A 25729-nucleotide genomic window follows, 5' to 3' on the forward strand; every position below is an offset into this window, starting at 1 on the left:
CCTGTTCATCAACACGCTGCCGCTGCGCGTGAAGCTCGGCGCACAGGGCGTGGCCCAGTGCGTCAAGGAAACCCACGCAGCACTCACCCAGCTTCTGCATCATGAGCACGCGAACCTCTCATTGGCCCAGCGCTGCAGCGCTTTGCCGGGTGGCACGCCGCTGTTCTCCGCACTGCTCAACTACCGCTACACGCCTGAGGGTGAGCAGGAGCAGGCTGTTCCGGATCTTGCTTGGGAAGGCATGGAGGTGATCGGCGGCGCGGAGCGGACCAACTATCCGTTCGGCATGTCGGTGGACGACCTGGGCAAGGGCTTCGAGCTGGTGGCACAGGTGCATGAAGCGGTCGACGCATTGCGTGTCTGCGGCTACATGCATGCAGCGATCAAAGGGGTGGTCGATGCATTGGTCGTGCGGCCGCAGCAACCGATTTGCGAACTCCATATCGTGTCCGAGAAGGAAACGGTTCAGCTTGCTGCGTGGAGCGAGAACACGCGTCGCCACGGGGGTGCGCAGCCTGTGCATCAGCAGATCGAGGCGCATGCGCGGTTGAAGCCTTCGTCACCCGCGCTGGTGTTCGGTGACGAGGCACTGACGTATTCGCAGCTCAATGCACAGGCAAATCGCTTGGCACATCGGCTGATCGCGTTGGGCGTTCGGCAAGACTCCCTGGTCGGCATCTGTGTGGAACGCTCCACCGAGATGATGGTGGGCATCCTTGCCGTGCTGAAGGCAGGCGGCGCCTACGTTCCCCTGGACCCCGAGTACCCCGCAGATCGACTTTCGTACATGGTCGAGGACAGCGGCATCTCGCTGCTGCTGACCCAACGCAGCCTGCGTTCCTTGATTCACGGCGTCGAAGCACTTCAGGTGCTGGAACTCGACACGCTCGATACATCGTCCGAATCAAGTTCCGACCCACAAGTGGCCCTGCATGGCGAACACCTCGCCTACGTCATCTACACCTCGGGCTCCACCGGCCGCCCCAAGGGCGCAGCCATCCGCCATCAAGCGCTCTTCAGCTGCATGGCCTGGATGCAGGAGTTCTACACACTGGAAGGCGCGGACACGGTCCTGCACAAGGCCCCGTTCGGCTTCGACGTGTCGGTGTGGGAGATGTTCTGGCCCCTGACTTCAGGCGCAAGGCTGGTCATCGCCAACCCCGGCGATCACCGCGACCCGGTGCGCCTGGTCGAACTGATCCAGAAACATCAGATCACGACACTGAACTTCGTTCCCTCGATGCTCCAGGCCTTCCTGGCCTACGAGGGCATCGAGGCAACGACGAAGCTGAAACACATCATCTGCGGCGGAGAGGCCATGCCGGCGGCCACGCAGAAAGAGGCTTTGCAACGGTTGAGCGGCGCTACCTTGCAGAACCTGTACGGCCCCACAGAAACAACGATCCACGTCACCCAGTGGACTTGCAGGGACGACGGCAGCACGCAGGTACCCATCGGCAGGCCGATCAGCGAGACGCAGGCGTATGTGCTGGACGCGAGCCTGAACGAAGTACCGGCCGGCGTCGCTGGAGAGCTGTATTTAGGCGGCGTCAACCTTGCGCGCGGTTACCTGAAGCGGGCGGGCCTTACTGCTGAGCGGTTTGTAGCGGCCAGCAACGGACAACGGCTGTACAGAACAGGCGACCTGGTGCGCTGGAACAACGAAGGCCAGCTGGAGTACCTCGGCCGCATCGACCATCAGGTGAAAGTGCGGGGCTTCCGCATCGAGCTGGGCGAGATCGAGGCGCAACTACAGGCGAAGCCCGAAGTGCGAGAAGCGGTCGTCGTGGCAAACGAAGGCCCGGCGGGTGCAAGATTGGTGGGTTACGTCTCGGGCACCAACATCGACACGGCAGACCTGAGAGAACGCCTCGGCGAAGCGCTGCCCGACTACATGGTCCCAAGCGTCCTCATGGTCCTCGACGCACTGCCGCTGAACGCCAACGGCAAGGTAGACCGCAAGGCGCTCCCTGCGCCGGAGTTCACGAGCGACAGGGCCTATGAAGCGCCAGAAGGCGAAGTCGAGCAAGCGCTTGCAACGATCTGGGCTGAAGTCCTGAACGTGCCCCGCGTAGGCCGCACCGACAACTTCTTCGAACTCGGTGGTCACTCATTGCTGGCGCTACGCCTCCTGGAAAGCGTGCGTGCGAGGGGCTGGACCGTTCAGGTGCGAACGCTGTTCCAGCATCCGCAACTCGAAGCCTTCGCCCAAGCTCTGATGCAGGAGCAGGGACGCGTCGAAGTGGTCGTGCCGCCGAACCGCATTCCCGAGGTCTGCGAAGCCATCGAGCCCGGCATGCTGCCGTTGATCGATCTCGACGCCGCACAGATCGCCCGCATCCAATCCGCGGTCCCCGGGGGCGCCTCGAACATCCAGGACATCTACCCTCTGGCCCCGCTGCAGGAAGGCATGCTGTTCCATCACCTGCTGCAGACCGAAGGCGATGCATACATCACCTCGCATTCACTGAGCTTCGACAGCCAGGAGCGGCTGGAGCGATTCATCGACAGCTTCGATCAGGTCATCGCCCGCCACGACATCCTGCGCACCGCGGTGCTGTGGGAAGGCTTGAAAGAGCCAGTACAGGTCGTGCATCGCCATGCCGAGCTGAAGCTGCAGTGGCTTGACGTCGAAGCGGGACGCTCGTTCGAACAGCTCGCTGCACACGTCGATCCGTCGCACTACCGGATCGACGTGCAACAGGCGCCGATGATCCGCGCTGTCGCGGCTTATGACCCGGTGCAGGGACGCTGGCTGCTGCAACTGCCCAGCCACCACATGGTGCTGGACCACACGACGCTGGACTTCCTGATCGAGGAAATCTCGCTGATCCAACAGGGACGCCACGAGGACTTGCCCGAACCGATTCCCTTCCGGAACTACGTCGCCCAGGCGCGCCTCGGCGTGAGTCAAGCGGAGCACGAAGCCTTCTTCACCCAGATGCTGGGCGACGTGGACGAGCCTACGGCCCCGTTCAACCTGCTGGATGTGCAAGGCGACGGCACGCGAGTCGAAGAGGCAAGACTGAAGCTCGAGCCTCAGCTTGCCCAACAGATCCGACGCGAAGCGCAGCGCCACGGCGTGAGCGCCGCCACGTTGTTTCATCTGGCCTGGGCCTTGGTGTTGGCCAAGACGACGGGCAAGGACGACGTCGTCTTCGGCACCGTCCTCTTCGGCCGCATGCAAGGCGGAGAAGGTGCCCAACGCGCACTGGGCCTGTTCATCAACACGCTGCCGCTGCGCGTGAAGCTCGGCGCACAGGGCGTGGCTCAGTGCGTCAAGGAAACCCACGCAGCACTCACCCAGCTTCTGCATCATGAGCACGCCAACCTCTCATTGGCCCAGCGTTGCAGCGCGCTACCGAGCGGCACGCCGCTGTTCTCCGCATTGCTCAACTACCGCTACAGCCCCGAACCCGAAATGCCCGAAGGCCAGGAAGCCACGCCGGCCTGGGAAGGCATGGACGACCTCGGCGGCCAGGAGCGCACGAACTATCCCTTCGGCATGTCCGTGGACGACCTGGGCGAGGGCTTCGAGCTCGTGGCACAGATTCATGAAGCGGTGGACGCGCAGCGCATCTGCGGTTTCATGCGCATGGCCGTCGATGGCATCGTGGCCGCGCTGGAGACGCGTCCTGCGCAGCCGGTCCGCGAACTGGTCGTGCTTTCGCGCGTCGAGCGTGACCAGCTTGCAGCCTGGGGCGCGCAGCGCCAAGGCCACACAGATGAAATCAATGGCGCGGCGATCCACCACCTGATTGAACGCCATGCGCACGCCAGACCCCAAGCACCCGCGCTGGCCTTCGGCGACGAAGCCCTGAGCTACGGCCAACTCAACGCACGTGCCAACCGGCTCGCGCACCGCCTGATCGCGCTGGGCGTGAAGCCCGAGAGCCGCGTCGGCATCGCGGTGGAGCGCTCCATCGAGATGGTGGTGGGCATCCTGGGCGTCCTCAAGGCCGGCGGCGCCTATGTCCCCCTGGACCCCGAGTACCCGGCAGACCGCCTGGCCTACATGGTGGAAGACAGCGGCATCGAACTGCTGCTGACCCAGAGCCACCTGGGGGCTTTGCCGGGCGCCGAGTCGGTCCACGTCCTGGCACTGGACATGCTGGACACTTCCACGGAGTCCGAAGCAGACCCTGATGTGAACACCCACGGCGAGAACCTCGCCTACGTCATCTACACCTCGGGCTCTACAGGTCGCCCCAAGGGCGCGCAGCTGTGCCACCGCAACGTGACGCGCCTGCTGCAGGCCACCGAGCCGTGGTTCGGCTTCGGCGAGCACGACGTCTGGACGCTGTTCCACTCCTACGCCTTCGACTTCTCGGTGTGGGAGATCTTCGGTGCGCTGTGCACCGGGGGCAAGCTGGTGGTGGTGCCGTTCTGGGTGAGCCGCTCGCCGGAAGATTTTCTTCAGTTGCTTCGTGTGCAACGCGTGACGGTGCTCAACCAGACGCCCTCGGCCTTCGGGCAGCTGGTGGCCTTGCCGCAGACCTACAAGAATGACGAGAACGACCTGGCGCTGCGCGTGGTGATCTTCGGCGGCGAGGCGCTGGACCCGCAGCGCCTGCGGCCCTGGATGGCGCACTTCGGTGACGACAGGCCGCAGCTGATCAACATGTACGGCATCACCGAGACGACGGTGCACGTGACGTACCGCCGGATCACGCAGGCGGACCTGGGGCAGCAGCGCAGCCCGGTGGGCGTGGCGATCGCGGACCTGGGCATGCAGGTGCTGGACGGCGAACTGGGGTTGGTGCCGATGGGGGTGGCGGGGGAGTTGTATGTGAGTGGCGAAGGGCTGGCGCGGGGGTACCTGAAGCGGGCAGGGCTTACGGCTGAGCGGTTCGTGGCGGCCAGCGATGGACAGCGGCTGTACAGAACAGGCGACCTGGTGCGCTGGAACAACGAGGGCGAGCTGGAATACCTGGGCCGAATCGACCACCAGGTGAAGGTGCGGGGCTTCCGCATCGAGCTGGGAGAGATCGAGGCGCAGTTGCAGGCGCAGCCCGGAGTGCGAGAGGCGATTGTGCTGGCGAGCGAGGGCGCTACGGGAACGCGGCTGGTGGGCTATGTCTCGGGCAACAACATCGACACGGGAACGCTCAGAGAGCGACTGGGTGAAGAGCTGCCCGACTACATGGTCCCCAGCGTCCTCATGGTCCTCGACGCACTCCCGCTGAACGCCAACGGCAAGGTCGACCGCAAGGCGCTCCCTGCACCGGAGTTCACCAGCGACAAAGCGTACGAAGCGCCGGAAGGCGAAGTCGAGCAAGCGCTTGCAACCATCTGGGCCGAGGTACTGAACGTGCCCCGCGTAGGCCGCACCGACAACTTCTTCGAACTCGGCGGCGATTCCATCGTGAGCCTCAAGCTCATGGCGCGCATCCGCGACAGGGTGCCGGGCGGCGGCTGGCTGTCGCTCATCGACGTGTTGCAGAGCGCGTCGCTGCAGGACCTGGCTGCGCGCCTGCGCCAGAAGTTCGCGCAGGAGCACAACGCCGTCTGCTTGAGCGCCACCGGCGCGGGAACGCCGCTGTATTGCCTGCCGGGCCTCATGGTCAACTCGCGCGAGTTCCTGCCGCTGGCGCAGGCGCTGCAGGACGATCGACCGGTGTACGGTTTTGCCTGCCATGTCTTCACCCGCGACCGCTGGCGCGGCTTCGACGTGCAGGCCATCGCGGCGGAGTACGCCGGCTTCATCGCGGCAACGGCTTCGCAGGCGCGCTGCGCGTTGCTTGGCTGGTCCTCCGGTGGCGAGCTGGCGGTCGAGGTGGTGCGGCAGCTGCGGGGCAGGGGCATCGAGATCGAGTTCGTCGGCATGGTCGACGTGTTCGAGAACGAACCGCTGCAGCCCGCGCGCACCCTGACCGACGCGCAGCGCGGGGAGGCCGAGCAGGCCCTGGCCGCCTGGCTGGCGCGCTCCGACATGGCCTTGCGCTGGCACGCGCTGCTGGCGCGCATGGACGAGACCGAGCGTGACTTCGTGCGCGAGCAGGTGCTGTTTGCCGCGCGCGAGTTTCCGCTCGACGGCCCGGGCGAGGAAGCGCTCGAATGCGAGATGTGGATCCGCCTGGACAAGCGCGTGCGTGCGCGGCGCGCCAACGCGGAGCGCATCGAGACGCCGGTGCATGTCTTCCTGGCCGACGCGTCGCTCAAGGAGCGTGGCGTGCTGCGCAACTGGTCGGACAGCGCCGCGGTGCTGTCGACGGAGATCGTGCCCGACGCGGACCACCTGAGCATCGTTCGCCATCCGCGGATGCTGGCCAGCCTGAAGCGCCACCTCGCGCAGGCGCAGGTGCCTGCCTAGCAAAAGAGCAGGAAAGGGAGGAGAAAGGAAGCGGGCTCCGGCCCGCGAACCAAAGAAAAAGCGGCCTTCACGAATGAAGGCCGCTTTTCTTGCGTGTTCGACCCCGCCCGCAGCCGGCCGCGCCCGGCCGGCTGGGTGCTCAGAAGCGGTAGGTCGCCGTCGCCACCACCTTGCGCAGCTCGCCGTAGCGGCAGCTGCCGGAGCTGCAGTTGCTGATGTAGGTCTTGTTGGTCAGGTTGCGCAGGTTCAGCGCCAGGCTCCAGCGCTGCCAGTCGTAGCCCACCAAGCCATCGACCACGGTGTACGACGGCACCTTGGCACCCGCGGATTCCTGGTAGCCATGGTTGGACCCCATGAAGCGCGCACCCAGGCCCACCTTGATGCCCGAGTCGAAGCGGTAGTCGCTCCACACCGACAGCTGGTTCCTCGACACGGCCTGCATCTGCTTGCCGATCTCGCTCTCCGTGCTGCTGGCCGTGACGATGGCCTTGGGCGTGTAGGTGTAGGCGGCCACCACGTTCATGTTCTTCACAGGCTGGAATGCGGCCTCCAGCTCGAGCCCGCGCACCAGGATCTCGCCTGTCTGCTTGGGCAGGAAGTCCGCGGTGTAGGTGATGTAGTTCTTGCGGCGCAGGTCGAAGATCGCGGCGCTGTACTTGCTCTTGCCGTCCAGCGGCTGGTAGCGCACGCCCACCTCGTACTGGCGGCCGGTCTCGGGCTTCAGCGGCTGGTTGGTCTCGGGGTCCAGCGTCGCCGTCGGCGAGAACGACTCCGAGTAGCTGAAATACGGTGCCCAGCCGCTCGGGTGCAGGTACACCAGGCCCGCGCGGCTGGTGAACTTGTGGTCCGAGAAGCGTGCGGTGGTGCCGTCGATGTAGCTGTTGTAGTCGGTGTGGGCGCTGTCGTAGCGCCCGCCCAGCGTGGCCACCCAGTTGCCCCACTTGATCTGGTCCTGCAGGTAGACGCCGGTCTGCGTCAGGCTGGTCTTGGCGTCGAACCAGGGGTCGGAGGGAACGACGTCGTTGGTGTACACCGGGTTGTAGCCGTCGATGCCCGAGACCGTGCCCGCGTTGTAGGTGCGCTGGTAGTTGCGCGAGCGCTGGGCGTCCAGGCCGAACAGGAAGGTGTGCTGCCAGTCGCCGAGCTTGACCTTGGCCTGCGCCTGGTTGTCGATGGTGAAGAGCCGCGCGCTTTCCTTGCTGCCGAACGGGAACCGGTTCAGCACGCGAAAGTTGGCCGGGTCTTCGGGCACATCGGGGTTGACGACGGCGAAGTCGGCCTGGTTGTAGACCTGGCGGTAGTCGACCTTGATCGAGCCGTAACGCACGTTCTGGCGCAGCGTCCAGGTGTCGTTCACGCGGTGGTCGAGCAGGTAGCCGACCATCCACTGGTCCTGGTTGAAGTGGTCGAAGCCCGGCTCGCCCACGTAGGTCTTCGGCGAGAAGCGGCCGTTGGGGTTGGGCAGCAGCGTGCCGACCTCGGGGAAGCTGCCGTAGGAGCTTCCGTCGCGAATGCGCAGGTAGTGCGACAGCACCGTGAGCGAGGTGTCGCTCGACGGGCGCCAGGTGATCGAGGGGGCGAGGAAGATGCGGTTGTTCGGCAGCCCGCTGCCTTCCAGCTTGGCGTCGCGCGCCAGTCCGGTGATGCGGTAGAGCACCTTGCCTTCGCTGTCCAGGGGGCCCGAGAAGTCGCCCGCGATCTGGCGGCGCGAGTTGTCGCCGAACTGCACCTGCAGCTCGCGCAGGGGCTCCTCGGTGGGCCGCTTGCTGACCACGTTGATCATGCCGCCCGGGCCGGTCTGCCCATAAAGCACCGACGAGGGGCCGCGCAGCACCTCGATGCGCTCGGTGCCGTAGTTCTCGGTCTGCCAGATGGCCCAGCTGTTGTTGTTGCGCAGTTGCAGGCCGTCCAGGTAGTAGCCGGGCGTCTGCGCGTCGAAGCCGCGGATGATGGTCCAGTCGAAGCGCGAGTCCGCGCCCCAGGGCGACACATTGATCCCTGGCGTGTAGGCCAGCGCGTCTTTCAGGCGCAGCGCGCCGGTCGCCTCGATGAAGTCGGAGGTGACCACCGAAATCGACTGCGGCGTCTCGATGATGGGCGTGTCGGTCTTGGTGCCGGTGGCGTTGCGTTTGGCGACGTAGCCCTTCAGCGGGCCCGCGGCCGTCTCGGCGGCGCCTTCGGCCGTGACGGTGACCGTCGGCAGTGCGGACGAAGAGGCCGGCAGGTCGGCCGCGCGGCGGATGGCATAGCCGCCGTTCTCGGTGCGGGTGGCGCGCAGCGAGGTGCCAGCGAGCAGCGCGTCGAGGGCCTGGGCCACGGTGAGCCTGCCCGAGACCGCGCTGGAGCCGACGCCGGCCACCACGTCGCCTGCGGCGAACACCTGCACGCCGGTCTGGCGCGACAGCTCGTTCAGCGCGGCGGTCACCGGCTGGGCCGGCACGTTGATCTGGAACACCTGCACCGCGGCCCGCCCCGCCGTTTGCGCCACGGCAACGGGGCTCAGCAGGCCGAGGGCGGTTCCGAAGGCCGCCGCGAGCGCGGCATTCAGCAGGTGTTGGCGGGGCAGGGGACGCATAAGGCTAGGACTCCAGTGTTTCAAGGCAAGACGTATTCACGGTCGGGAGCGCATGTCAGCCCGATTTCCGGCCTCTGGCGCTTCTATGAGTAAGACGTTCGAACTCAAAAAACAGAGACACCCCGTCACGAATTTTTCGGACGCCGCGGTCCGCGCGCGCAGAAGCGCTCAGGTCCCGACGGCCTCGCGGTGCTGGCGCGCGTGGGCGTGAGCGTGCGAGCCGGGCGATCCCGCTGAAGCGGGCGCGTTGGGCGCAGTGGCCGAGGTGGCCGAATGCGGCGGCGTGGCCAGCAGCGCGCTGCCGATTTCCCCCGTGCGCACCGAGGTGACCGACAGCAGCGTGTCGCTCAGCCCGTGCGAGTCCTCGCAGGCGCCCTGCAGGTAGATAGCGGGGTGGAAGTCGGGCGTGGCCTGCAGCCGGTAGTGGCGGTCGACCGCGTGGTCGCCCAGCCAGGCCGCCAGCGGCGACAGCAGCGTCTTGTGGTGTTCCCGGGCATACCCGGTGGCCAGTACCACGGCGTCGTAGCGCACGGTGCTTTCGCGCAAGGCGTTCTGGTCCCACAGCGTGAGGTGCACGCCGTCGGCGTCCGCCGCAACGCCGCGGATGTCGTGCCGGCGCAGCAGGCGCAGGCGGTCGCCGCCGGTCACGCGCTGCTGGTAGAAGGCCTTGAAGATCTGCTGGATCAGTTCCAGGTCGGCCACGGCGTAGTTGGTGTGCCAGAACTCGTCCAGCAGCGCGGCGCGCTCGTCGTCGGAGCGGCTGAAGGTGTAGTCGGTGAACTCGGCGTTGAAGATTTCGTTCACGAACGGGCTGTCGTCGGCCGGCCGAATGGAGCGCGCTCGCGTGATGAGGTCGACCTGCGGCGCGCCCGGGCGGCCCTGCAGGTCCATGAAGATCTCCGCGGCGCTCTGGCCCGCGCCCACCACGGCCACCCGCCGCGCATGCCCGAGCTGCGCGATGTCCTGCAGGTAGCTGCTCGAATGGAACACGCGCGGGTCGTTCCTGAGGGTGCGAAAACTCTCGGGAATGTTGGCCATGCCGCCGATGCTCACCACCAGGTTGCGCGCCAGCCGCTCGACCAGCTTGCCCGCAGGGTCGCGCGAGCGCACGCGCAGCAGGGCCACCTCGCCGTTGCGCTCCTCGGGCAGCACCTCGAACACCTCTTCGCCGTATGCGCAGGCGTCGTCGAACTGCCCGGCGGCCCACGACAGGTAGTCGTTGAACTCGTGGCGGCTCGGAAAGAAGCTCTTGAGGTTGACGAAGTCGGTGAGCCGGCCTTTTTCGTACAGGTAGTTGATGAAGGTGAAGCGGCTGGTCGGGTTGCGCAGCGTGGCCAGGTCCTTCAGGAACGAGATCTGCATGTGCGCATGGTCCAGCAGCATGTGCGGGTGCCAGGCGAAGCTCGGCTGCTTCTCGATGAACAGCGCGTCCAGTGCGCGTGCGGCGTGGCGCTTTTCCTCGAGCGCGATGGCCAGCGCGATGTTGGACGGACCGAAGCCGACCCCGATCAGGTCATGGACGTGTTGCATTGAAGATCGACTCCTGTGGTTGAACAGGGCCCGGCGATTCGCCCGGGGCCCTTGCTGGACATGACGCGCCGCGCGGCCGGATGTTCATGCCTCGACCGTCTCGGCCAGCAGGGCCAGCCCCTGGTGCATGGCCGGAAACAGGCTGTGGTTGAAGTTGTTCCAGCGCAGCTCCAGGATCGATTCACCCGGCTCGATCTTCGTGTTCAGCACGTCGAAGATGACTTCGCCGGAGTCGATGCCGTTGTCGACGTAGTGGAACGACGCGCCGGTCATGCCCACGGGGGCGATGTCGACCGCTTCCATCGTCTGCCAGTCGACCACCCGCTTGCCCTGCGCGCCGTACAGCGCGTCGAGCGTGGCATGCGCGCCGCGGCGCTCGTAGGGCGACTCCAGCCGCGTGATGCCGGGGTGGATGTTGGCGATCCTGCGGTGAAACGGCGCACCCGGGCGCACCAGCTCGTCCAGGATCACCAGCAGCCCGTCGAGCAGGACCACGTCGGCTTCCAGCTGCACCAGCTTGTCGAACAGGCGGCGCTCGAAGTCGCTCTTGGCGCTCGGGCGCTCGGGTGCATCCAGCGGCAGCTGGCGGTAGGTGGAGGCAATCGGGTGCAGCATGTCGTTCAGCCGCTTGCCCTGGGTGCTCAGCTGCGCCGGAAAGATCCATTTCTTGCCGGGCTCGCATGCGAAGCCGTAGCCGTGCAACGCCTTGTGGTCGCGCGGCGAGCTCGCGTCGTCGTCGTAGACGATGCCTTCCAGCGAATAGGCGTCGCCCAGCGGCGTGCGGTCCAGCGCCTCGGCGAGGTACTCGAGCGGCGACTTCATGTAGCGCTGCTCGCCCTTGTAGTCGATGAACTGGCCGGCCTGGTCGGCGGCCGCGTTTCTCAGGGACAGGATGTAGACGAGTCTGGTCTTGGACATGGGCGTGTGATGAAGTTGGAAGAAAACGGCTGCGCGGCGAGCCGGCGCAGCAAGGGTCAGGCGTCTTGCGCCTCGGCGCGGCCCTTGCGGTGCGCCGGGGCCAGGGGGCAGGGGCCGCAATGGCTTTCGCCGGGCAGCAGGTGGTTCAGGCAACAGTGGCGGTACAGCGTGAGGGTTTCGCGGCGGCCTTCGGGCGTCGGGCGCACCGGTGCTTGCAATTCAACTTGCCGCTGCGGCGCATACAGCGGGTGCGTGCGCTGCGGCTGCGGCCAGGTGGCGTCGCGCAGCAGCCGGTCGCGGTCCTGCGCGATGGGCGCCGCGCCGCCGGTGAGGGCCAGCGCCTCTTCCAGGATGGTCTCCAGGTGCCGGGCCGCATTGCTCCAGAGCACCTTCGGCGCGAGGCGCGTCAGCTGGCCGATCACGGCGAACAGCGGCGCCATGTGCTGCCAGAACATCGGCGCGTAGCGCTGCGCCGCCGAGGTGCCGGGCATGGGCCGGCCCAGCTCCCGGATGTGAAAGCCGAGCGGATCGCCGTCGTCGTCGAAGCGCACCCACACATGTTCCGGGTCGGCCGGAAAGGCGTGCTGCAGCACGCTGGCCGCCGCCACCATCGGCGGCAGCCACATGCCCAGGTATTCCAGGCTCCATGCGGATGCCACCGGCCGCAGGTCGCGCGTGTCCGCGCCCAGGTGGCGGGCCTGGCGGTGCAGCAGGTCGAGCAGCAACGGAGGCTGAGCAATCAGGTCGGCCACGCGCAGCGCGTCGGCCGGCGGCTGCGGCGCGCACTGCAGCGCCTCGCCATGGCGCGCATGGTCGCCCTGGAACAGCGGCTCCAGCAGCGCGATCATGGTCCGGGCTGCGGGGCGGCCCAAGGTGTGGCCCGGACCGCGGCATGGGCCGCGGCCCAGGGAACGAACATGGGTCCGGGCGGCGGGCGAAATTCGGCGTGCATGAAGCTAGGACGCACGGCGCGCGCTGGTGTTCACGGCACCGCGCATGAACATTTCGCAGCCGAGCCCGTTGAGAGAGGAGCAGCCCGAAGCTGCCGGCGGCCGCGGCGCACAGCGCGGGCCGTCTTCCATTCGTTATGTGTCCGGCCGCAGGAAGGTTTGCCGCCGGGCCGCAGTCGCCCACGGGCGGAAAGACCTTCGCATGACAACTTCGAACGGCAATGCCGCCGAGATCCGGCGCCTGCTGAAGCCATTCCTGCCGTGGATCGTGCTGTCGGCGGTCACCGGCATCGGCGCGGGCGCGGCGACGGTGTCGCTGCTGGCCACCATCAACCGCGTGCTGAACACGCCGGGCGGGCTGGCCGGTGGGCTGCTGCTGACCTTTGTGGCGCTGTGCGCGGTCTCGCTGCTCGGGCGCGTGATTTCCGACGTGTCCACCAACCTGGTCGGCCAGCGGCTGGTGTCGCAGGTGCGCAAGAACCTGGCCCAGAAGATCTTGTCGGCGCCCATCGACGCGCTGGAGCGCTACCGCACGCACCGGCTCATGCCGGTGCTGTCGCAGGACGTGGACATGATCAGCGACGTGGCCTTCGCGCTGTCGGAAACGCTCATTGCACTGGCCATCGCGCTGGGGTGCCTGGCTTACCTGGCGGTGCTGTCGTTTCCGCTGTTCTGCATCCTGCTGGTGGCGCTGGTGCTGGGCGCGTCGATACAGATGCTGGCGCAGGCGCGCGGCGTGGCCGGCTTCTGGAAGGCGCGCGACTTCGAGGAGCAGCTGCACAAGGCCTACCGCGGCATCAGCGAGGGCGCCAAGGAGCTGCGCATGCACCGCTCGCGCCGCGCGCTGGTGTTCGGCGAGCAGATCGAGCGCATCGTGGACAGCATCCGCGTCATCAACAGCAGGGCGATCAACACCTACGTGATTGCCACGGCATTCGGCTCGGCGCTGTTCTTCCTGCTGATCGCGCTCATTCTGGGCTGGGCGGCGTTTCGCAGCACCGACCCGGTGGTGCTGAGCGGTTTCGTGCTGGTGCTGCTGTTCCTGAAGGGGCCGATGGACCAGATCGCCGGCGCGCTACCGGGCGTGGGCCGCGCCAAGGTGGCGTTCCAGCGCATTGCCGACCTGTCGACGCGCTTCGCCAGCCCCGAGCCGCACCTGCACCTGGACGGCGCGCCCGGCGAAGCCCACCTGCGCGACACCATCGAGCTGCGCGGCGTGCGCTACGCCTTCGATGCGGCCGAAGGCAGCGAGCCCTTCGTGCTCGGCCCGATCGACCTGCGGCTGCAAAAGGGCGAGCTGGTCTTCGTGGTGGGCGACAACGGTTCGGGCAAGACCACCATGATCAAGCTGCTGCTCGGCCTCTATGCGCCGCAGGGCGGCGAGATCCTGGTCGACGGCAAGGGCGTGGCGCCCGAGGACCGCGACGACTACCGGCAGCTGTTCACCACCGTGTTCTCCGACTTCTACCTGTTCGAGGACCTGGTGAGCGACGGGCCCGCCGGTGCCGCGAGCACCGCCAAGGGCCTGCCCGAGGCGGCGCTGCCCTACCTGGAGCGCCTGGAGATCGCCCACAAGGTGTCGGTGAAGGACGGCTCCTTCACCACCACCGACCTGTCCACCGGCCAGCGCAAGCGCCTGGCCCTGGTGCACGCCTACCTCGAGGGCCGCCCGGTGCTGGTGTTCGACGAGTGGGCCGCCGACCAGGACCCGACCTTCCGCCATCTCTTCTATACCGAGCTGCTCCCCGAGCTGCGCGCCAAGGGGCACCTGCTGGTGGTCATCTCGCACGACGACCGCTACTTTCACCTGGCCGACCGCGTCATCACCATGCGCGCCGGCCGCATCGCGGAAGACCGGCCGCGCACCCGACTCGAAAGCCTGGCCGCATGAACGAGCAAGCGCAGGCATGGCCACTGGCGCAGGGCCCGCAACGATCCGCCTTCATGGCGCAACTGCGCGGGGCGCAGCTGCGGCCGTCGGTGGTTCGCCTCTGCGTGCTGCAGACGCTGGCGGACGCCGGCACCGAGGCGCAACGCGGCGAGGAGGTGTTTCGCCGCATGCTGCTGCGCGGAACGTCGGTGAGCCTGACCACCGTGTACCGCATCCTGAAGGAGTTCGAGCACAACGGCCTGATCGTGCGCGAATGGGTGCGCAGCCGCGGCGGTGCGCTCGCGGTGTTTCGCTACCGGGCGCCCGATACCGATTCAGGCGCGGTGCGCATGCGCTGCGGCGGTTGCGGCGTGGTCGCCGAGGTCGACGACCGCGACCTGCACGAGGTGCTGATGCGGGTCGCGGCGAGCCGGGGGCTGCCGGCGCAGGGCGCGTTCGACGTGCAGATCCACGGCCCCTGCGCGGCATGCCGCCATGCGGGCGCTGCGAAGCCCACGACCGGCGAGCGGGAAAGCATGCCATCCGGTGTGTCCGCGGGCGCCACCGGCATGCTGCCGCTGTCGGGCTTTCATGCCCGGCCGCGCAGCCAGCGCCTTTCTGCTTAGCGGGGTGCCGATTTGAAAAGTGCCAGCAAAGGCGCCGGGCGCCGCCACGTGGTGGGCCTGGTGCTGGTGTCGCTTGTGGCTGTGGCTGGGGTGGCCGGGGTGGCCGGCGCCAGCTTCTGGGCCCGCGGCGCCGGCGCGGACGTGGCATCGGTGCCCGTGACACGCACCACCATCGAGTCGAGCGTCACGGCGCTCGGCGTGCTGCAGCCCCGGCACTACGTGGACGTGGGCGCCCAGGTGTCGGGGCAGGTCATGGCGCTGCGCGCGCAGCCCGGCGACGTGGTCGCCAAGGGGCAGTTGCTGGTCGAGATCGATCCCAGCGTGCAGCAGGCCACGGTCGACGCGGGCCGCGCATCGCTGGCCGGGTTGCGGGCCCAGCGCGACGAGCAGCGCGCGCAGCACCGGCTCGCGCAGCAGCAGCAGGCGCGCCAGCGGCAGATGGCGGCCGACGGCGCCACGCGCGACGAAGACGTGCAGGCCGCCGAGGCCGCGCTGGACACCGCGGCCGCGCGCGTGCGCAACTTCGAGGCGCAGATCGCGCAGACCCAGGCCACGTTGAAGGCCGACGAGGCGCGCCTGGGCTATACCCGCATCTACGCACCCATTGCCGGCACCGTGGTGTCGGTGGAGGCGCGCGAGGGCCAGACGCTCAACGCCACCTACCAGACGCCCAATGTGCTGCGCATTGCCGACCTGTCTGCGATGACGGTGTGGTCCGAGGTGTCGGAGGCCGACGTGCGCCGCATCAAGGCGGGCATGCCGGTGTACTTCACCACGCTCGGCGAAAGCCGGCGCCAGTGGCAGGGCAAGGTGCGCCAGCTGCTGCCGGCGCCGCCGGTGCCCGAGGCCAAGGCGGGCGGCGGCGACGGCGGCTCGAAGCAATCGGCCGCGGCCAGCAAGGTGGTGGTCTACACCGCGCTGTTCGACGTGGACAACACCGACGGCGAGCTCATGCCGCAGATGACCGCCAAGGTCTCCTTCGTCGAGTACGCCGAGAAAGACGTGCTGTCGGTGCCGCTGGCCGCGCTGACGCCGGTGGCGGGCAGCCACGACCGCTTTACCGCGCGCGTGCTGCGCGCCGACGGCAAGGCGGAGCCGCGCGAACTGCGCATCGGCGTGCGCAACCGGTTGTCGGCCCAGGTGCTGGCCGGCGCGCAGGCCGGCGAGCGCATCGTGCTGGGCAAGGCCGCCAGGGAATGACGCCGCCGCAGCACCCGGAGGGGAGAGGGCGCCGTCCGCTGATAGAGCTGCAGGACATTCGCAAGTCGTACGGCGGCGAGGCGGCGGGCAAAGAGATAGGCGAGGAGGTAAGCGCGGCGCACGGTGAAGACGAAGGCAGCCCGGTCGTCACCGTGCTGCACGGCGTCTCGCTGCGGCTGCATGCGGGCGAGTTCGTGGCCATCGTCGGTGCCTCGGGCTCGGGCAAGTCCACGCTCATGCACATCCTCGGCTGCCTCGACCGCGCCAGCGCGGGGCGCTACCTGTTCGACGGGCGCGACGTGTCCACGTTCGACGCCGACGCCCTGGCCTGGCTGCGCCGCGAGGCCTTCGGCTTCGTGTTCCAGGGCTACCACCTGGTGCCCAGCGAATCGGTGCTGGAGAACACCGAGATTCCCGCGCTCTACGCCGGCATGCCCGAGGCCGAGCGGCATGCGCGCGCCATCGCGCTGCTGCAGCGGCTGGGCATGGGCGCGCGGCTGCACCACCGGCCGCACCAGCTGTCGGGTGGCCAGCAGCAGCGCGTGGCCATCGCGCGCGCGCTGATGAACGGCGGGCGCATCATCCTGGCCGACGAGCCCACCGGCGCGCTCGACAGCAAGAGCGGCGCCGAGGTGATGGCGCTGCTGCACGAGCTGGCGGACGCGGGCCACACCATCGTCCTCATCACGCACGACCGCTCGGTGGCGGCGCAGGCGCGGCGGGTCATCGAGATCAGCGACGGGCGCATCGTGGCGGACTCGGGGGAAACGCAACCCGGGGCACGATCGGCGACTGACGCAATGCCGGCAACGCCTTCGATGGCACCCGCGCCGCAGCCCGGCCACGGCGGCGCCTCGGTGCTCGCAGACATGCGCGAGGCCACGCGCACCGCCTGGCGCGTGATGTGGAGCAACCGCTTTCGCACGGGCCTCACGCTGCTGGGCATCGTCATCGGCGTGGCCTCGGTCATCGTGATGCTGGCGGTGGGCGGCGGCTCGCAGGCCAAGGTGATGGCGCAGTTCGAGACCTTCGGCACCCGCACCATGTTCGTGTCGGCGCAGGTCGCGAGCAGCCGCAACCCCGGCGCGCCGCTGACGCTGGCCGATGCGGACGCCATCCGCATGCTGCCCAACGTGGAAGGCGTGGCGCCCTACATCGAGGACAAGGTGGTGGTACGGCGCGGCAATGTCGACCACCTGACCGAGGGCGGCGGCGCCACGGTCGGTTTCTCTTCCGTGCTGGGCTGGGGCGTGGCCGAGGGCCTGATGTTCGACGCCGAGGACGAGTTGCGCGTGGCCAAGGTCGCGGTGATCGGGCAGACGGTCCGCAAGCTGCTGTTCGCCGACGGGCAAAGCCCCGTGGGCCAGGACATATTGGTCGACAAGGTGCCGTTCCAGGTGGTGGGCGTGCTCGCGGCCAAGGGGGCCAACGACGGCGAGGACCAGGACGACCGCGTGGTGGTGCCGCTGTCTGCCGCCACCACCCGCATCTACGGCCATCCGAACCCGACGTGGATCGCGGTGCAGGTGCGCGACATCGAGCGGGCGCAGGAAACAGCCGAGGCCATCGAGGCGCAGCTGGCGCGCCAGCAGGCCGGGCGCGAGGTGCGCATCTGGAACCGGGTGGAAGCACTGCGCGTGCAGACCGAAACGGCGCGCGCCATGACGCTGATGCTGGGCCTGATCGCGGTGGTGTCGCTCATCGTGGGCGGCATCGGCGTGATGAACGTGATGCTCATGACGGTGCGCGAGCGCACGCGCGAGATCGGCATTCGCATGGCCACGGGCGCGCGCCAGCGCGACATTCTTCGCCAGTTCATGACCGAGGCGGTGCTCGTGACATCGGTGGGCGGCACCGCCGGCGTGCTCGCCGGGCTGGGCATCGTCGTGGGGCTGCTGCTGGCCGGCGTGCCCGTGCTGTTCTCGCTGGCGGCGAGCGTGGGCGCGTTCGGATGTGCGGTGCTGACGGGCGTGATCTTCGGTTTCATGCCCGCGCGCAATGCCGCGCGGCTGGACCCGGTCGTGGCGCTGGCGGGGGAGTGACGATGCCGCGCATGCGCCTTGTTCGGCACTTTTGGCACCTTCGGCACCTTCGGCACCTTCGGCACCTCGGGCATGCCGGCGGATGGGCGGCGCTGCTGTGCGCGGCGCTGTCTGCCGGTTGCGCGTTGCGTGGCGAAGGCGCGCCCCGTGCGGTGGAGGCGCCTTCGGCGTGGCGCGCGGTGCCCTCGGATGCCGCGCTGGAGGCCGCACCGATGGAGGCCGACTGGTGGCGCAGCTTCGGCAGCACGGAACTCGATGCGCTGGTGGCGCGCGCGCAGTCGCAAAGCAATGCGCTGGCGGGTGCCGAAGCGCGGGAGCGGCAGGCCGGTGCGCGGGTGCTCATTGCCGGCGCCGCGCTTCAGCCCGAGGTCACGGCCAGCCTCGGTGTTTCACGCGAAGGCCGCCTCGGCGGCCATGCGGTGGTCGATGGCACCACCCATGCGGCGGGCTTCGCCGCGCGCTACGAAATCGACCTGTGGGGGCGCGACGCCGCCCTGCGCGACGAGGCACTGCAGGGCCTGCGTGCCAGCGCTTTCGAGCGCGACGCACTGCGGCTCAGCGTGACGGCCGATGTCGCGGCCACCTGGCTGCTGGCACTGGCGCTGCGCGAGCGCACCGACATTGCCGCGCGCAACCTCGACAACGCACGCCGCGTGCTGGCACTTGTGGTGTCGCGCAGCCGCGCCGGCGCAGCGTTGCCGCTGGACCTGGCGCAACAGCGCGGCCTGGTTGCCGCGCAGCAGCGCACGCTCGCGGCGTTGCAGCAGCAGGCCGCAGGCGCAGGGACCGCGCTGGCCGTGCTGCTCGGCACTGCGGCACCGGCCTTCGAATTACGTGGGCCGCGGCTCGACGCGTTGCACGTGCCGGTCATCGTCGCGGGCACGCCGTCGGCCTTGCTGGTGCGGCGCCCGGACATCGCCGGCGCGGAAGCGCAGCTGGCCGCGGCCGATGCCAGCGTGCTGGCAGCGCGCGCCGCCCTGTTGCCCGCCGTGTCGTTGAGCGCCGGCGTGGGCACCGGTCCGAGCCGCTTGAGGCGGCTCTTCGACAACCCGGTGTACAGCCTGGCCGCGGGGCTCAGCGCACCGATCTTCGACGGCGGCCGCCTGGCGGGCGGACAGCGCCTGGCCGAGGCGCGGCGCGAGGAACTGCTGGCGGCCTACCGCGCGGCGGTCATCGGCGCCTTCGCGGATGCACAGACCGCGCTGGAGGGCATGTCCTTCGTCGATGCGCAGGCCGCGGCGCAAGCCGACGAGCTGGCCGAGGCCCATCGCGCCGCGGCCCTGTCGGAGGCCCGCTACCGCGCGGGCGCCGAGACGCTGCTGGTGCTGCTCGACGCACAGCGCACCCTCTATGCGGCGCAGGACCTGGCGGTGCAGCTGCGCCTGGCGCGGCTGCAGGCGCGGGTGTCGCTCTATCGCGCGCTGGGCGGCGGGTGGCGGCAGGCGAACACCGCCGGTTGAACATTCCGCGCGGTGGTTCGTCTCTTTTCTTGAGCGCCGCACAGGCGCATCCGCTGGCGCACGGCGCCCGCGCGGGGATTTTCCCGAATCAAACACAGCGCCTGGAGTAGCCGTGGCCCCGCAAAACCATCCGCAGGCGCCCTCCGCCGAGGAGACCGCCTGGCGGCTCTACATGGAATTCAGAGAGAACCCATGCCGCACGGCCGCGTTGAAGCTGACGCACTGGCTGCATGAAGCGCCCGCGCATCCGCAGGCTTTCGAGCGTGCGCTGCGGTTGTGGGCGTTGGCCGGCGCCGCGCTGGTCGTCAACCGCCGCAGGCACTTTCACCCGCCCACCGGTGGGCTCGAATGAGGCGGGCCGCGCCGGCCTTGCAAGCCCTGGTGCCCGACGCCTGCCTGGCCAGCGCGGCGTCGCTCTTCGCCGCGCTGCACGCCGCGCCCACGCTGGACAACGCCGAGCGGCTCGCGCAGTGGCTGGGCGCTGACGCGCGGCATGCGCGCGCGCTGGACATCGCGCTGACCGAGTGGGGGCTGGTGAGGTCGGGGCACCCGGTGGGTGAGCCGGGCGATCTGCGCGGTCTGCCCGGTCTGCCCGGTCCGCGCGGTTCCTGCGGCGGAGGCTGAGGTTTCTCCGCGAGCCACCTTGCGCCGTCAGCGCATCTGCAAGGCCACGCTGCCGTCGGGGCGCGACACCGCGGACAGCGGCAGGATGGTCGGCAGCACGGCCACGAGGCCGTCGGAATCGTTGGTGCGAAAACGCCCGGACAGGCGCATGGCGTCGATGCGTATGTTGGTGGTGAGGATGGGCTGCGTGCGGTAGCTGTTGACGGCCGCCAGCGCGTCGCCCAGCGGTGTGTTCTCGAACACCAGCCAGCCGCTGCGCCACGCGGAGAGCGCCGCGGTGTCGGTCTGGCGCACGGGGGTGGCGTGGCCGTCCTGGATCTCGAGCAAGTCGCCCTTGCGCAGGTCGATCACCTCCGCCTCGGTGCCCTGCGACCCGGGGCGCGGCGCCAGCCGCACACGCACGTGGCCGTGCTCCACGCCCACGGTGATCGGGCCGCCGCGGTCGCGCACGGTGAACGCGGTGCCGACTACTTCGATGGTGGCACCGCGCGTGCGAACCTCGAACGGCCGGTCCGCATCGCGTGAGACTTCGAAACGCACCTCGCCGCGTGTCATGTTCACGACGCGGCGCTGGCGGTAGAGCGCCACGTCGATCGCGCTGAGCGGGGCCAGGTCGAGCTGGCTGCCCGGCAGCGCGCCGCGGCTGTCGGCCAGCGTCACTTTCAGCATCTGCGCGGTGCGGGTTTCGTAGGCCGAGCGGAACACCGGCTGCTGCCAATACCACTGCACACCGCGCCCCGCGAGCAGGCCAGTACCCAGCAGGCCCGCGATGGAAAACAGCATCTTGCGCCGCTGCTGGCGGTGCGCCGACGTTGCGGAGGAGGCCGAGGCGGCGGCGTTGGCCATCAGCGCGCCATCGGGCGCGTCGAAATGCGCGCGCAGGTCGTTCGCCATGCCGCCGAGCGCATCCCACCGCTGCCGTGCTTCCTGCACGGCGGCCGCGTGCTCGGCCGACTTGCCGCGCCATTGGTTGAGCGCCGTGCGGGCCTGGCCCGCGGCGTCGCCGGGCGCCATCTCGCCTTCGACGATCAGCGCGAGCGCGCGTTCGACCAGCCGTTCGCGCGGCGCGCCCATGGCCATGCCGTTCACGAGAAGTCTTCGGCCAGCGCCGTTTCGAAGCCGGTGCGGCTGGACACCGCCTGCGGCTCGATCAGTTCGGCGCGCAGTTCCGCGAACACGCGCGAGCAGTCGATGGTGGCGCGCAGCAGGTGCTTGGCCACGGCCATCTCGGTGATGCCGAGCCGCAGCGCGATCTCGGCGCGCGTATGGCCGTACGCGCGAAACAGCAGGAACACCTCGCGACGGCGCGGCGGGAGCTTTTCCATGGTCTCGACCACGCGCGCCAGCACACGCTGCTGGGCCACGACGTACTCGCTGGACTGCGCGGTCTGGTGGGTGCCGATGCCGTCGTGCGCGCCGGCCCATTCCTGGGCCACCTTGCGGCGGCGCGCGTCGTCGATGCACAGGTTGCGCGCCACGCGAAAGAGCAGGGCACGAGGCGATTCGATGGTGCCGCCGGCCGCCTCGGCGCCCTCCGGCGGGGCATCGTCGCGCGTGCCGCCGCGGGCCTTGAGCGCCGCGGTGTAGACGCGCTCGAAGCTGGACTGCGCGATGTCGGCCGCGTAGTGCGGGTCGCGCAGGTCGCGGGTCAGCTGCCGGCGCAGGTCCGCATAGTGAGCTACCAGTTCCTGAACGAGGTCGCGCATCCGGCCGCCTTCTCGCAAGCATCGACGATGGACCCCGAGGTCTTACGCCCGCGCGCAATGAATGGCGGGAGTCGATGGCCTCGGGAGGAGTGAATAAGAACTATTCTTATTGGAGTGTATCACCGATTGTTAACTGGGCGAAGGTCTGCGTGGCGCCTTCGATGCCCATGCCCGCGTCGTGGATCAACCCGAAAACTAACGTTGTTAGATTAATATCCGACGCCAAACTAACGCTGTCAGGTTGACTCGCGTTTTTCTTTTCAAGCCGTCCAAAGAGTTGCTCATGTCTTCTTCCAACATCGGGTCCGAATCGCCGCCAGGCGCGCTCCAGCCGGGGCTTGTCGAACGCACGCTCACGCGGCTGTTCCTGCGTCCGGCACGCGTCATCGCGGCCACCACGCTGTCGCCGCGGTTCCGGCTCATCGACCTCGAGGGCGTAACCTTCGAGGGCGACCGCTGGTCGCCCGGGCAAAAGGTGCAGATCAAGCTCGATGGCGGCTTCATGACGCGCACGTACACGCCCATGCGCTGGGACGCCGCGCGCGGCGTGACCCGCATCGTGGCCTTCGCGCACGGGGAGGGGCCGGGAAGCGACTGGGTGCGCCATGCGGGCCCGGGCGACGAGCGCCAGGTGTTCGGCCCGCGCCGCTCGCTCGACCTGGCGCCGCTGGTGCAGCAGGCGGGGCCGGTTGTGTTTTTCGGCGACGAGACCTCCTTCGGGCTCGTGGCGTCGCTGGGTTCGCGTGATGATGTGCGGGCCGTGTTCGAAGTCGGCGCCATCGCCGAATCGCGCAACGTGCTCGACGCGCTGGGCGTCCGGCCGCTGGCGCTGATGGAGCGCCGCACCGACGACTCGCACTTGGCTGAATTGCAGGCCGCGATGTCGTCACCCCTGTCTTCCGACACGCGCTACGTGCTGACTGGCAAGGCCTCGTCGATCCGCCAGGTGAGCCGCGCGCTGAAGGCGCAGGGCGTGGAGGCCCGGCGCATCATGGCCAAGGCCTACTGGGCGCCGGGGAAGACCGGGCTCGACTGAGCCCGGCCGCTCATCGCTTCTTCTTTTTCGGCGCCTCGATCCTGCTCGCCAGCCCGGCGATGAAAATGTCGAGGCCCAGCGCAAAGCGCTCTTCCAGGTCGGTGTCGAACAGCGTACCCGCGCATGCGAACACCGAAGGGAATCGCTCCTTCGACATGGCCAGCAGGTCTGCCTGGTTCCCGGCCAGGTCCACGTGCTGGTCGGGGCCCAGTGCCTGCTCTTCCATGACGAAGCCGAGCACGTAATACATCATGCTGAACGAACCCCAGGCCGCGAGTTCGTGGCTGGCGCCAGCGCGCAGCAGCGGACCGACCATCGCCTCGCCCATGCGCAGGGTGTTCTCCGAGGTCACGTAGGTGCCGGCATACACGCGGGCGCCGTCGCGGTGCGCGAGCAGGCCCTGGCGCAACTGCTCGCCCACGAGGCGAATCGCGTCCTGCCACGGCAGGCCGTCGACCGGCTCGCGCGCCACGCCCTCGACCAGCGCGTCGGCCATGCCGTCGATCAGCGCCTTCTTGTTCGGAAAGTGCCAGTACAGCGAGGGCGCCTGCACCTGCAGCGCCTGCGCCAGCGCGCGCATCGTGAGGCCGTCGAGGCCGTTTTCTTCGAGCAGCACCAAGGCCGTGGCAATGATCTGGTCGCGCTGGATTCGCATCGGGGGTCCGGTTTCTTTCGTGGGAAGTAAGGCTAACGTTGTTAGTGTAGTCAGCGGCTTGACCCGTTCGCGACGCGGGTGATAGCCTGCCGCGGCCCCCTCAGTCGGACTGCTTCGGACTGCTCTACAGAACCCAAACGTACAACCCAACGCACAACATGAAGACTCGCACGCGCTCCTATTCCGTCACCTCGACCTCGACCTCCACTTCGAGCGTCAGCCGCTGGGCGCGCACCGCCTGCCACGGCGCCGTGCTCGCCTGCGCGCTGCTGGCCGGCCAGGCCATGGCGCAGAAGCCGCACCAGAGCGCGCTCGACGCGGCCACGCAAAGCAAGGACGAGGCGCTGAAGCTGCTGGAGCGCATGGTCAACATCGACTCCGGCTCCACCACCATCGAAGGGCTCGACAAGGTGCGCGAGATCGCGGTGGAAGAGCTGCGCAAGCTGGGGGCACGCATCGAGACCTTTCCGGCCGAGCCGCACCCGGGCACCAACGTGGTCGCCACGCTCACGGGGCAAGGCAAGAAGAAGATCTTGATCCTCGCGCACATGGACACCGTGTTCAAGGACGGCACGGCCGCGGCCAAGCCCTTCTACATCAAGGACGGCCGCGCCTACGGCCCCGGTGTGATGGACGACAAGGGCGGCGTGGTGGCCGGCCTGTACGCGCTGAAGATCCTGCAGCAGATCGGTTTCAAGGACTACGGCCAGATCACCTTCCTGCTCGACACCAATGAGGAGACCGGCTCGGTCGGCACCAGCGCGCTCATCGAGCGCATCGCCAAGCAGCACGACGTGGCGCTCAACCTGGAGCCGGGCCGCCCGGCCGACGGCCTGGTGGTGGAGCGCAAGGGCTCGGCCACCGCGCTGCTCGAGGTGAAGGGCACGGCCGCGCACGCGGGCGTGGCGCCCGAGGCCGGCCGCAACGCGGCGATGGAAGTGGCGCACCAGGTGCTGCAGTTGTCGAAGACGGCCGATGCCGCGAAGAAGACCACGGTCAACTTCACCGTGCTCACGGCCAACGGCCCGACCAACGTGATTCCCGCCACGGCGAGCGCCAAGGCCGACGTGCGCGTGGCCACGCCCGAGGAGTTCGACCGCGTCGAGAAAGACATGGTGCGCATCGCGCAGAACAAGCTCATTCCCGAGACCGAGGTGCGCGTGCGCCTGAGCCGCGGGCTGCCGCCGATGCCGCGCCTGCCGTCGTCCGAAAAGCTGGTGAAGATGGCCGAGGGGATCTACGCGGAAATCGGCAAGAAGCTCACCATCGAGAGCAGCGGCGGCGCTGCCGACGCGAGCCTGGTGGCGGGCGTGGGCGTGCCGGTGCTCGACGGCTTCGGCATCGTGGGCGGCGGCATCCACACGCCGGAGGAATACGCGGAGGTCGAGAGTGTCGTGCCGCGCCTCTACCTGCTGTCGCGCATGCTGATGGACCTGTCAGCGAGCAACTGACCGGCCCATCGATCCATAGCCCCACCGCCAGGACGACGGGGCCTCGGCGCTCAGCCGCGCGCGGGAATGTTCAGCCCTCGCGCCACGGCGGGGCGCGCCACGAAGGCTTCGAGCACGCGCGCGACGTTCTTGAAGTCCTTGAAGCCCACCAGGTCGCCCGCTTCGTAGAAGCCGACCAGGTTGCGGATCCACGGGAAGGTGGCGATGTCGGCGATGCTGTAGTCGTTGCCCAGGATCCACTTGCGGCCCTGCAGGTGCTTGTCGAGCACGCCCAGCAGGCGCTTCGACTCGGCCACGTAGCGGTCGCGCGGGCGCTTGTCCTCGTACTCCTTGCCGGCGAACTTGTTGAAGAAGCCGAGCTGGCCGAACATGGGGCCGACGCCGCCCATCTGGAACATCACCCACTGCAGCGCCTCGTAGCGCCCGGCGGTGTCCTGCGGAATGAACTTGCCGGTCTTCGACGCCAGGTACACCAGGATGGCGCCCGACTCGAACAGCGGCAGCGGCTTGCCGTCGGGCCCGTTCGGGTCGAGGATGGCCGGGATCTTGTTGTTCGGGTTGAGCGACAGGAACTCGGGCGACATCTGGTCCTGTTTCTCGAAGCTCACCAGGTGCACCTCGTAGGGCAGGCCGGTTTCCTCCAGCATGATCGACACCTTCACGCCGTTGGGCGTGGGCAGCGAATACAGCTGCAGCCGCTCGGGGTGCTGCGCGGGCCATTTCTTCGTGATGGGGAAGCTCGAGAGATCGGTCATGTGTCGTCCTTGATGAGG

The 25729-nt window shown here is 68.6% G+C and carries 18 protein-coding genes; 10 read left to right on the forward strand and 8 right to left on the reverse strand.

Annotated features, from left to right (window positions below):
• A partial coding sequence (locus QTI51_RS33285) for an amino acid adenylation domain-containing protein (protein ID WP_503011568.1) occupies window positions 1-6313 on the forward strand: 6313 nt, incomplete at its 5' end.
• Window positions 6314-6452: 139 nt separating this feature from the next.
• Here the strand turns inward: QTI51_RS33285 and QTI51_RS33290 are convergent.
• The 4 genes from QTI51_RS33290 to fhuF form a co-directional block, all read right to left on the reverse strand.
• Entirely contained in the window at window positions 6453-8888 is a 2436-nt protein-coding gene (locus QTI51_RS33290; protein WP_286517435.1) for a TonB-dependent siderophore receptor, read from the reverse strand.
• A gap of 168 nt (window positions 8889-9056) precedes the next feature.
• Entirely contained in the window at window positions 9057-10418 is a 1362-nt protein-coding gene (locus QTI51_RS33295) for a lysine N(6)-hydroxylase/L-ornithine N(5)-oxygenase family protein (RefSeq protein WP_116912724.1), read from the reverse strand.
• A gap of 84 nt (window positions 10419-10502) precedes the next feature.
• Window positions 10503-11336, reverse strand: coding sequence for a formyl transferase (locus QTI51_RS33300; protein WP_116912725.1), 834 nt, complete (start codon window positions 11334-11336; stop codon window positions 10503-10505).
• A gap of 56 nt (window positions 11337-11392) precedes the next feature.
• Window positions 11393-12184, reverse strand: coding sequence for a siderophore-iron reductase FhuF (gene fhuF / locus QTI51_RS33305; RefSeq protein ID WP_116912726.1), 792 nt, complete (start codon window positions 12182-12184; stop codon window positions 11393-11395).
• 304 nt (window positions 12185-12488) lie between these two features.
• On the opposite strand from fhuF, the gene QTI51_RS33310 reads away from it, so the two are divergent.
• From QTI51_RS33310 to QTI51_RS33340, 7 genes are all read left to right on the forward strand, one after another.
• A complete protein-coding gene (locus tag QTI51_RS33310) occupies window positions 12489-14177 on the forward strand; it encodes a cyclic peptide export ABC transporter (RefSeq protein ID WP_116912727.1) in 1689 nt (562 codons plus the stop codon).
• The gene (locus QTI51_RS33315; RefSeq protein ID WP_116912728.1) at window positions 14174-14782 is read left to right on the forward strand and encodes a Fur family transcriptional regulator; all 609 of its coding nucleotides are present in this window, start codon (window positions 14174-14176) and stop codon (window positions 14780-14782) included. The genes QTI51_RS33310 and QTI51_RS33315 overlap by 4 nt, the downstream gene beginning before the upstream one ends.
• A 12-nt stretch (window positions 14783-14794) precedes the next feature.
• The gene (locus QTI51_RS33320; RefSeq protein WP_503011569.1) at window positions 14795-15982 is read left to right on the forward strand and encodes an efflux RND transporter periplasmic adaptor subunit; all 1188 of its coding nucleotides are present in this window, start codon (window positions 14795-14797) and stop codon (window positions 15980-15982) included.
• Window positions 15979-18024, forward strand: a complete 2046-nt coding sequence (locus QTI51_RS33325) for an ABC transporter permease (RefSeq protein WP_116912729.1) — start codon at window positions 15979-15981, stop codon at window positions 18022-18024. The genes QTI51_RS33320 and QTI51_RS33325 overlap by 4 nt, the downstream gene beginning before the upstream one ends.
• Before the next feature lie 11 nt (window positions 18025-18035).
• Window positions 18036-19484, forward strand: coding sequence for an efflux transporter outer membrane subunit (locus tag QTI51_RS33330; protein WP_116912903.1), 1449 nt, complete (start codon window positions 18036-18038; stop codon window positions 19482-19484).
• Window positions 19485-19596: 112 nt separating this feature from the next.
• The gene (locus tag QTI51_RS33335; RefSeq protein ID WP_286517436.1) at window positions 19597-19836 is read left to right on the forward strand and encodes a hypothetical protein; all 240 of its coding nucleotides are present in this window, start codon (window positions 19597-19599) and stop codon (window positions 19834-19836) included.
• Between the two features lie 17 nt (window positions 19837-19853).
• Window positions 19854-20108, forward strand: a complete 255-nt coding sequence (locus QTI51_RS33340; RefSeq protein ID WP_132748995.1) for a hypothetical protein — start codon at window positions 19854-19856, stop codon at window positions 20106-20108.
• Window positions 20109-20135: 27 nt separating this feature from the next.
• Here QTI51_RS33340 and QTI51_RS33345 read toward each other — a convergent pair whose 3' ends face one another.
• Complete coding sequence (locus QTI51_RS33345; RefSeq protein ID WP_286517468.1) at window positions 20136-21188, reverse strand: FecR family protein; 1053 nt, start codon at window positions 21186-21188, stop codon at window positions 20136-20138.
• Window positions 21189-21193: 5 nt separating this feature from the next.
• Window positions 21194-21814: an RNA polymerase sigma factor gene (locus QTI51_RS33350; protein WP_116912731.1), complete on the reverse strand. Its 621-nt coding sequence runs from the start codon at window positions 21812-21814 to the stop codon at window positions 21194-21196.
• 283 nt (window positions 21815-22097) lie between these two features.
• On the opposite strand from QTI51_RS33350, the gene QTI51_RS33355 reads away from it, so the two are divergent.
• Window positions 22098-22850 carry a siderophore-interacting protein gene (locus QTI51_RS33355; RefSeq protein ID WP_116912732.1) on the forward strand — a complete coding sequence of 251 codons (753 nt, stop codon included), beginning with the start codon at window positions 22098-22100 and terminating at the stop codon, window positions 22848-22850.
• 10 nt (window positions 22851-22860) lie between these two features.
• Here QTI51_RS33355 and QTI51_RS33360 read toward each other — a convergent pair whose 3' ends face one another.
• Window positions 22861-23505 carry a TetR/AcrR family transcriptional regulator C-terminal domain-containing protein gene (locus QTI51_RS33360; RefSeq protein WP_116912733.1) on the reverse strand — a complete coding sequence of 215 codons (645 nt, stop codon included), beginning with the start codon at window positions 23503-23505 and terminating at the stop codon, window positions 22861-22863.
• Between the two features lie 284 nt (window positions 23506-23789).
• Here QTI51_RS33360 and QTI51_RS33365 point away from each other — a divergent pair, with 284 nt between their 5' ends.
• Window positions 23790-24956 carry a glutamate carboxypeptidase gene (locus tag QTI51_RS33365; protein WP_116912906.1) on the forward strand — a complete coding sequence of 389 codons (1167 nt, stop codon included), beginning with the start codon at window positions 23790-23792 and terminating at the stop codon, window positions 24954-24956.
• Between the two features lie 50 nt (window positions 24957-25006).
• Here QTI51_RS33365 and QTI51_RS33370 read toward each other — a convergent pair whose 3' ends face one another.
• Window positions 25007-25711, reverse strand: coding sequence for a glutathione S-transferase N-terminal domain-containing protein (locus QTI51_RS33370; protein ID WP_116912734.1), 705 nt, complete (start codon window positions 25709-25711; stop codon window positions 25007-25009).
• Between the last annotated feature and the right edge of the window lie 18 nt (window positions 25712-25729).

The organism is Variovorax sp. J22G73 (assembly GCF_030317035.1).
GTDB lineage: Bacteria > Pseudomonadota > Gammaproteobacteria > Burkholderiales > Burkholderiaceae_C > Variovorax.

Bases quoted from the DNA above. Each gene is read 5' to 3' on its own strand.
- QTI51_RS33330 (WP_116912903.1), top strand. From the start codon at position 18,036: ATGCGCCTTGTTCGGCACTTTTGGCACCTTCGGCACCTTCGGCACCTT.
- QTI51_RS33300 (WP_116912725.1), bottom strand. From the start codon at position 11,336: ATGTCCAAGACCAGACTCGTCTACATCCTGTCCCTGAGAAACGCGGCC.
- QTI51_RS33315 (WP_116912728.1), top strand. From the start codon at position 14,174: ATGAACGAGCAAGCGCAGGCATGGCCACTGGCGCAGGGCCCGCAACGA.
- QTI51_RS33350 (WP_116912731.1), bottom strand. From the start codon at position 21,814: ATGCGCGACCTCGTTCAGGAACTGGTAGCTCACTATGCGGACCTGCGC.
- fhuF (WP_116912726.1), bottom strand. From the start codon at position 12,184: ATGATCGCGCTGCTGGAGCCGCTGTTCCAGGGCGACCATGCGCGCCAT.
- QTI51_RS33310 (WP_116912727.1), top strand. From the start codon at position 12,489: ATGACAACTTCGAACGGCAATGCCGCCGAGATCCGGCGCCTGCTGAAG.
- QTI51_RS33365 (WP_116912906.1), top strand. From the start codon at position 23,790: ATGGCGCAGAAGCCGCACCAGAGCGCGCTCGACGCGGCCACGCAAAGC.
- QTI51_RS33345 (WP_286517468.1), bottom strand. From the start codon at position 21,188: ATGGCCATGGGCGCGCCGCGCGAACGGCTGGTCGAACGCGCGCTCGCG.
- QTI51_RS33360 (WP_116912733.1), bottom strand. From the start codon at position 23,505: ATGCGAATCCAGCGCGACCAGATCATTGCCACGGCCTTGGTGCTGCTC.
- QTI51_RS33295 (WP_116912724.1), bottom strand. From the start codon at position 10,418: ATGCAACACGTCCATGACCTGATCGGGGTCGGCTTCGGTCCGTCCAAC.
- QTI51_RS33290 (WP_286517435.1), bottom strand. From the start codon at position 8,888: ATGCGTCCCCTGCCCCGCCAACACCTGCTGAATGCCGCGCTCGCGGCG.
- QTI51_RS33355 (WP_116912732.1), top strand. From the start codon at position 22,098: ATGTCTTCTTCCAACATCGGGTCCGAATCGCCGCCAGGCGCGCTCCAG.
- QTI51_RS33370 (WP_116912734.1), bottom strand. From the start codon at position 25,711: ATGACCGATCTCTCGAGCTTCCCCATCACGAAGAAATGGCCCGCGCAG.
- QTI51_RS33325 (WP_116912729.1), top strand. From the start codon at position 15,979: ATGACGCCGCCGCAGCACCCGGAGGGGAGAGGGCGCCGTCCGCTGATA.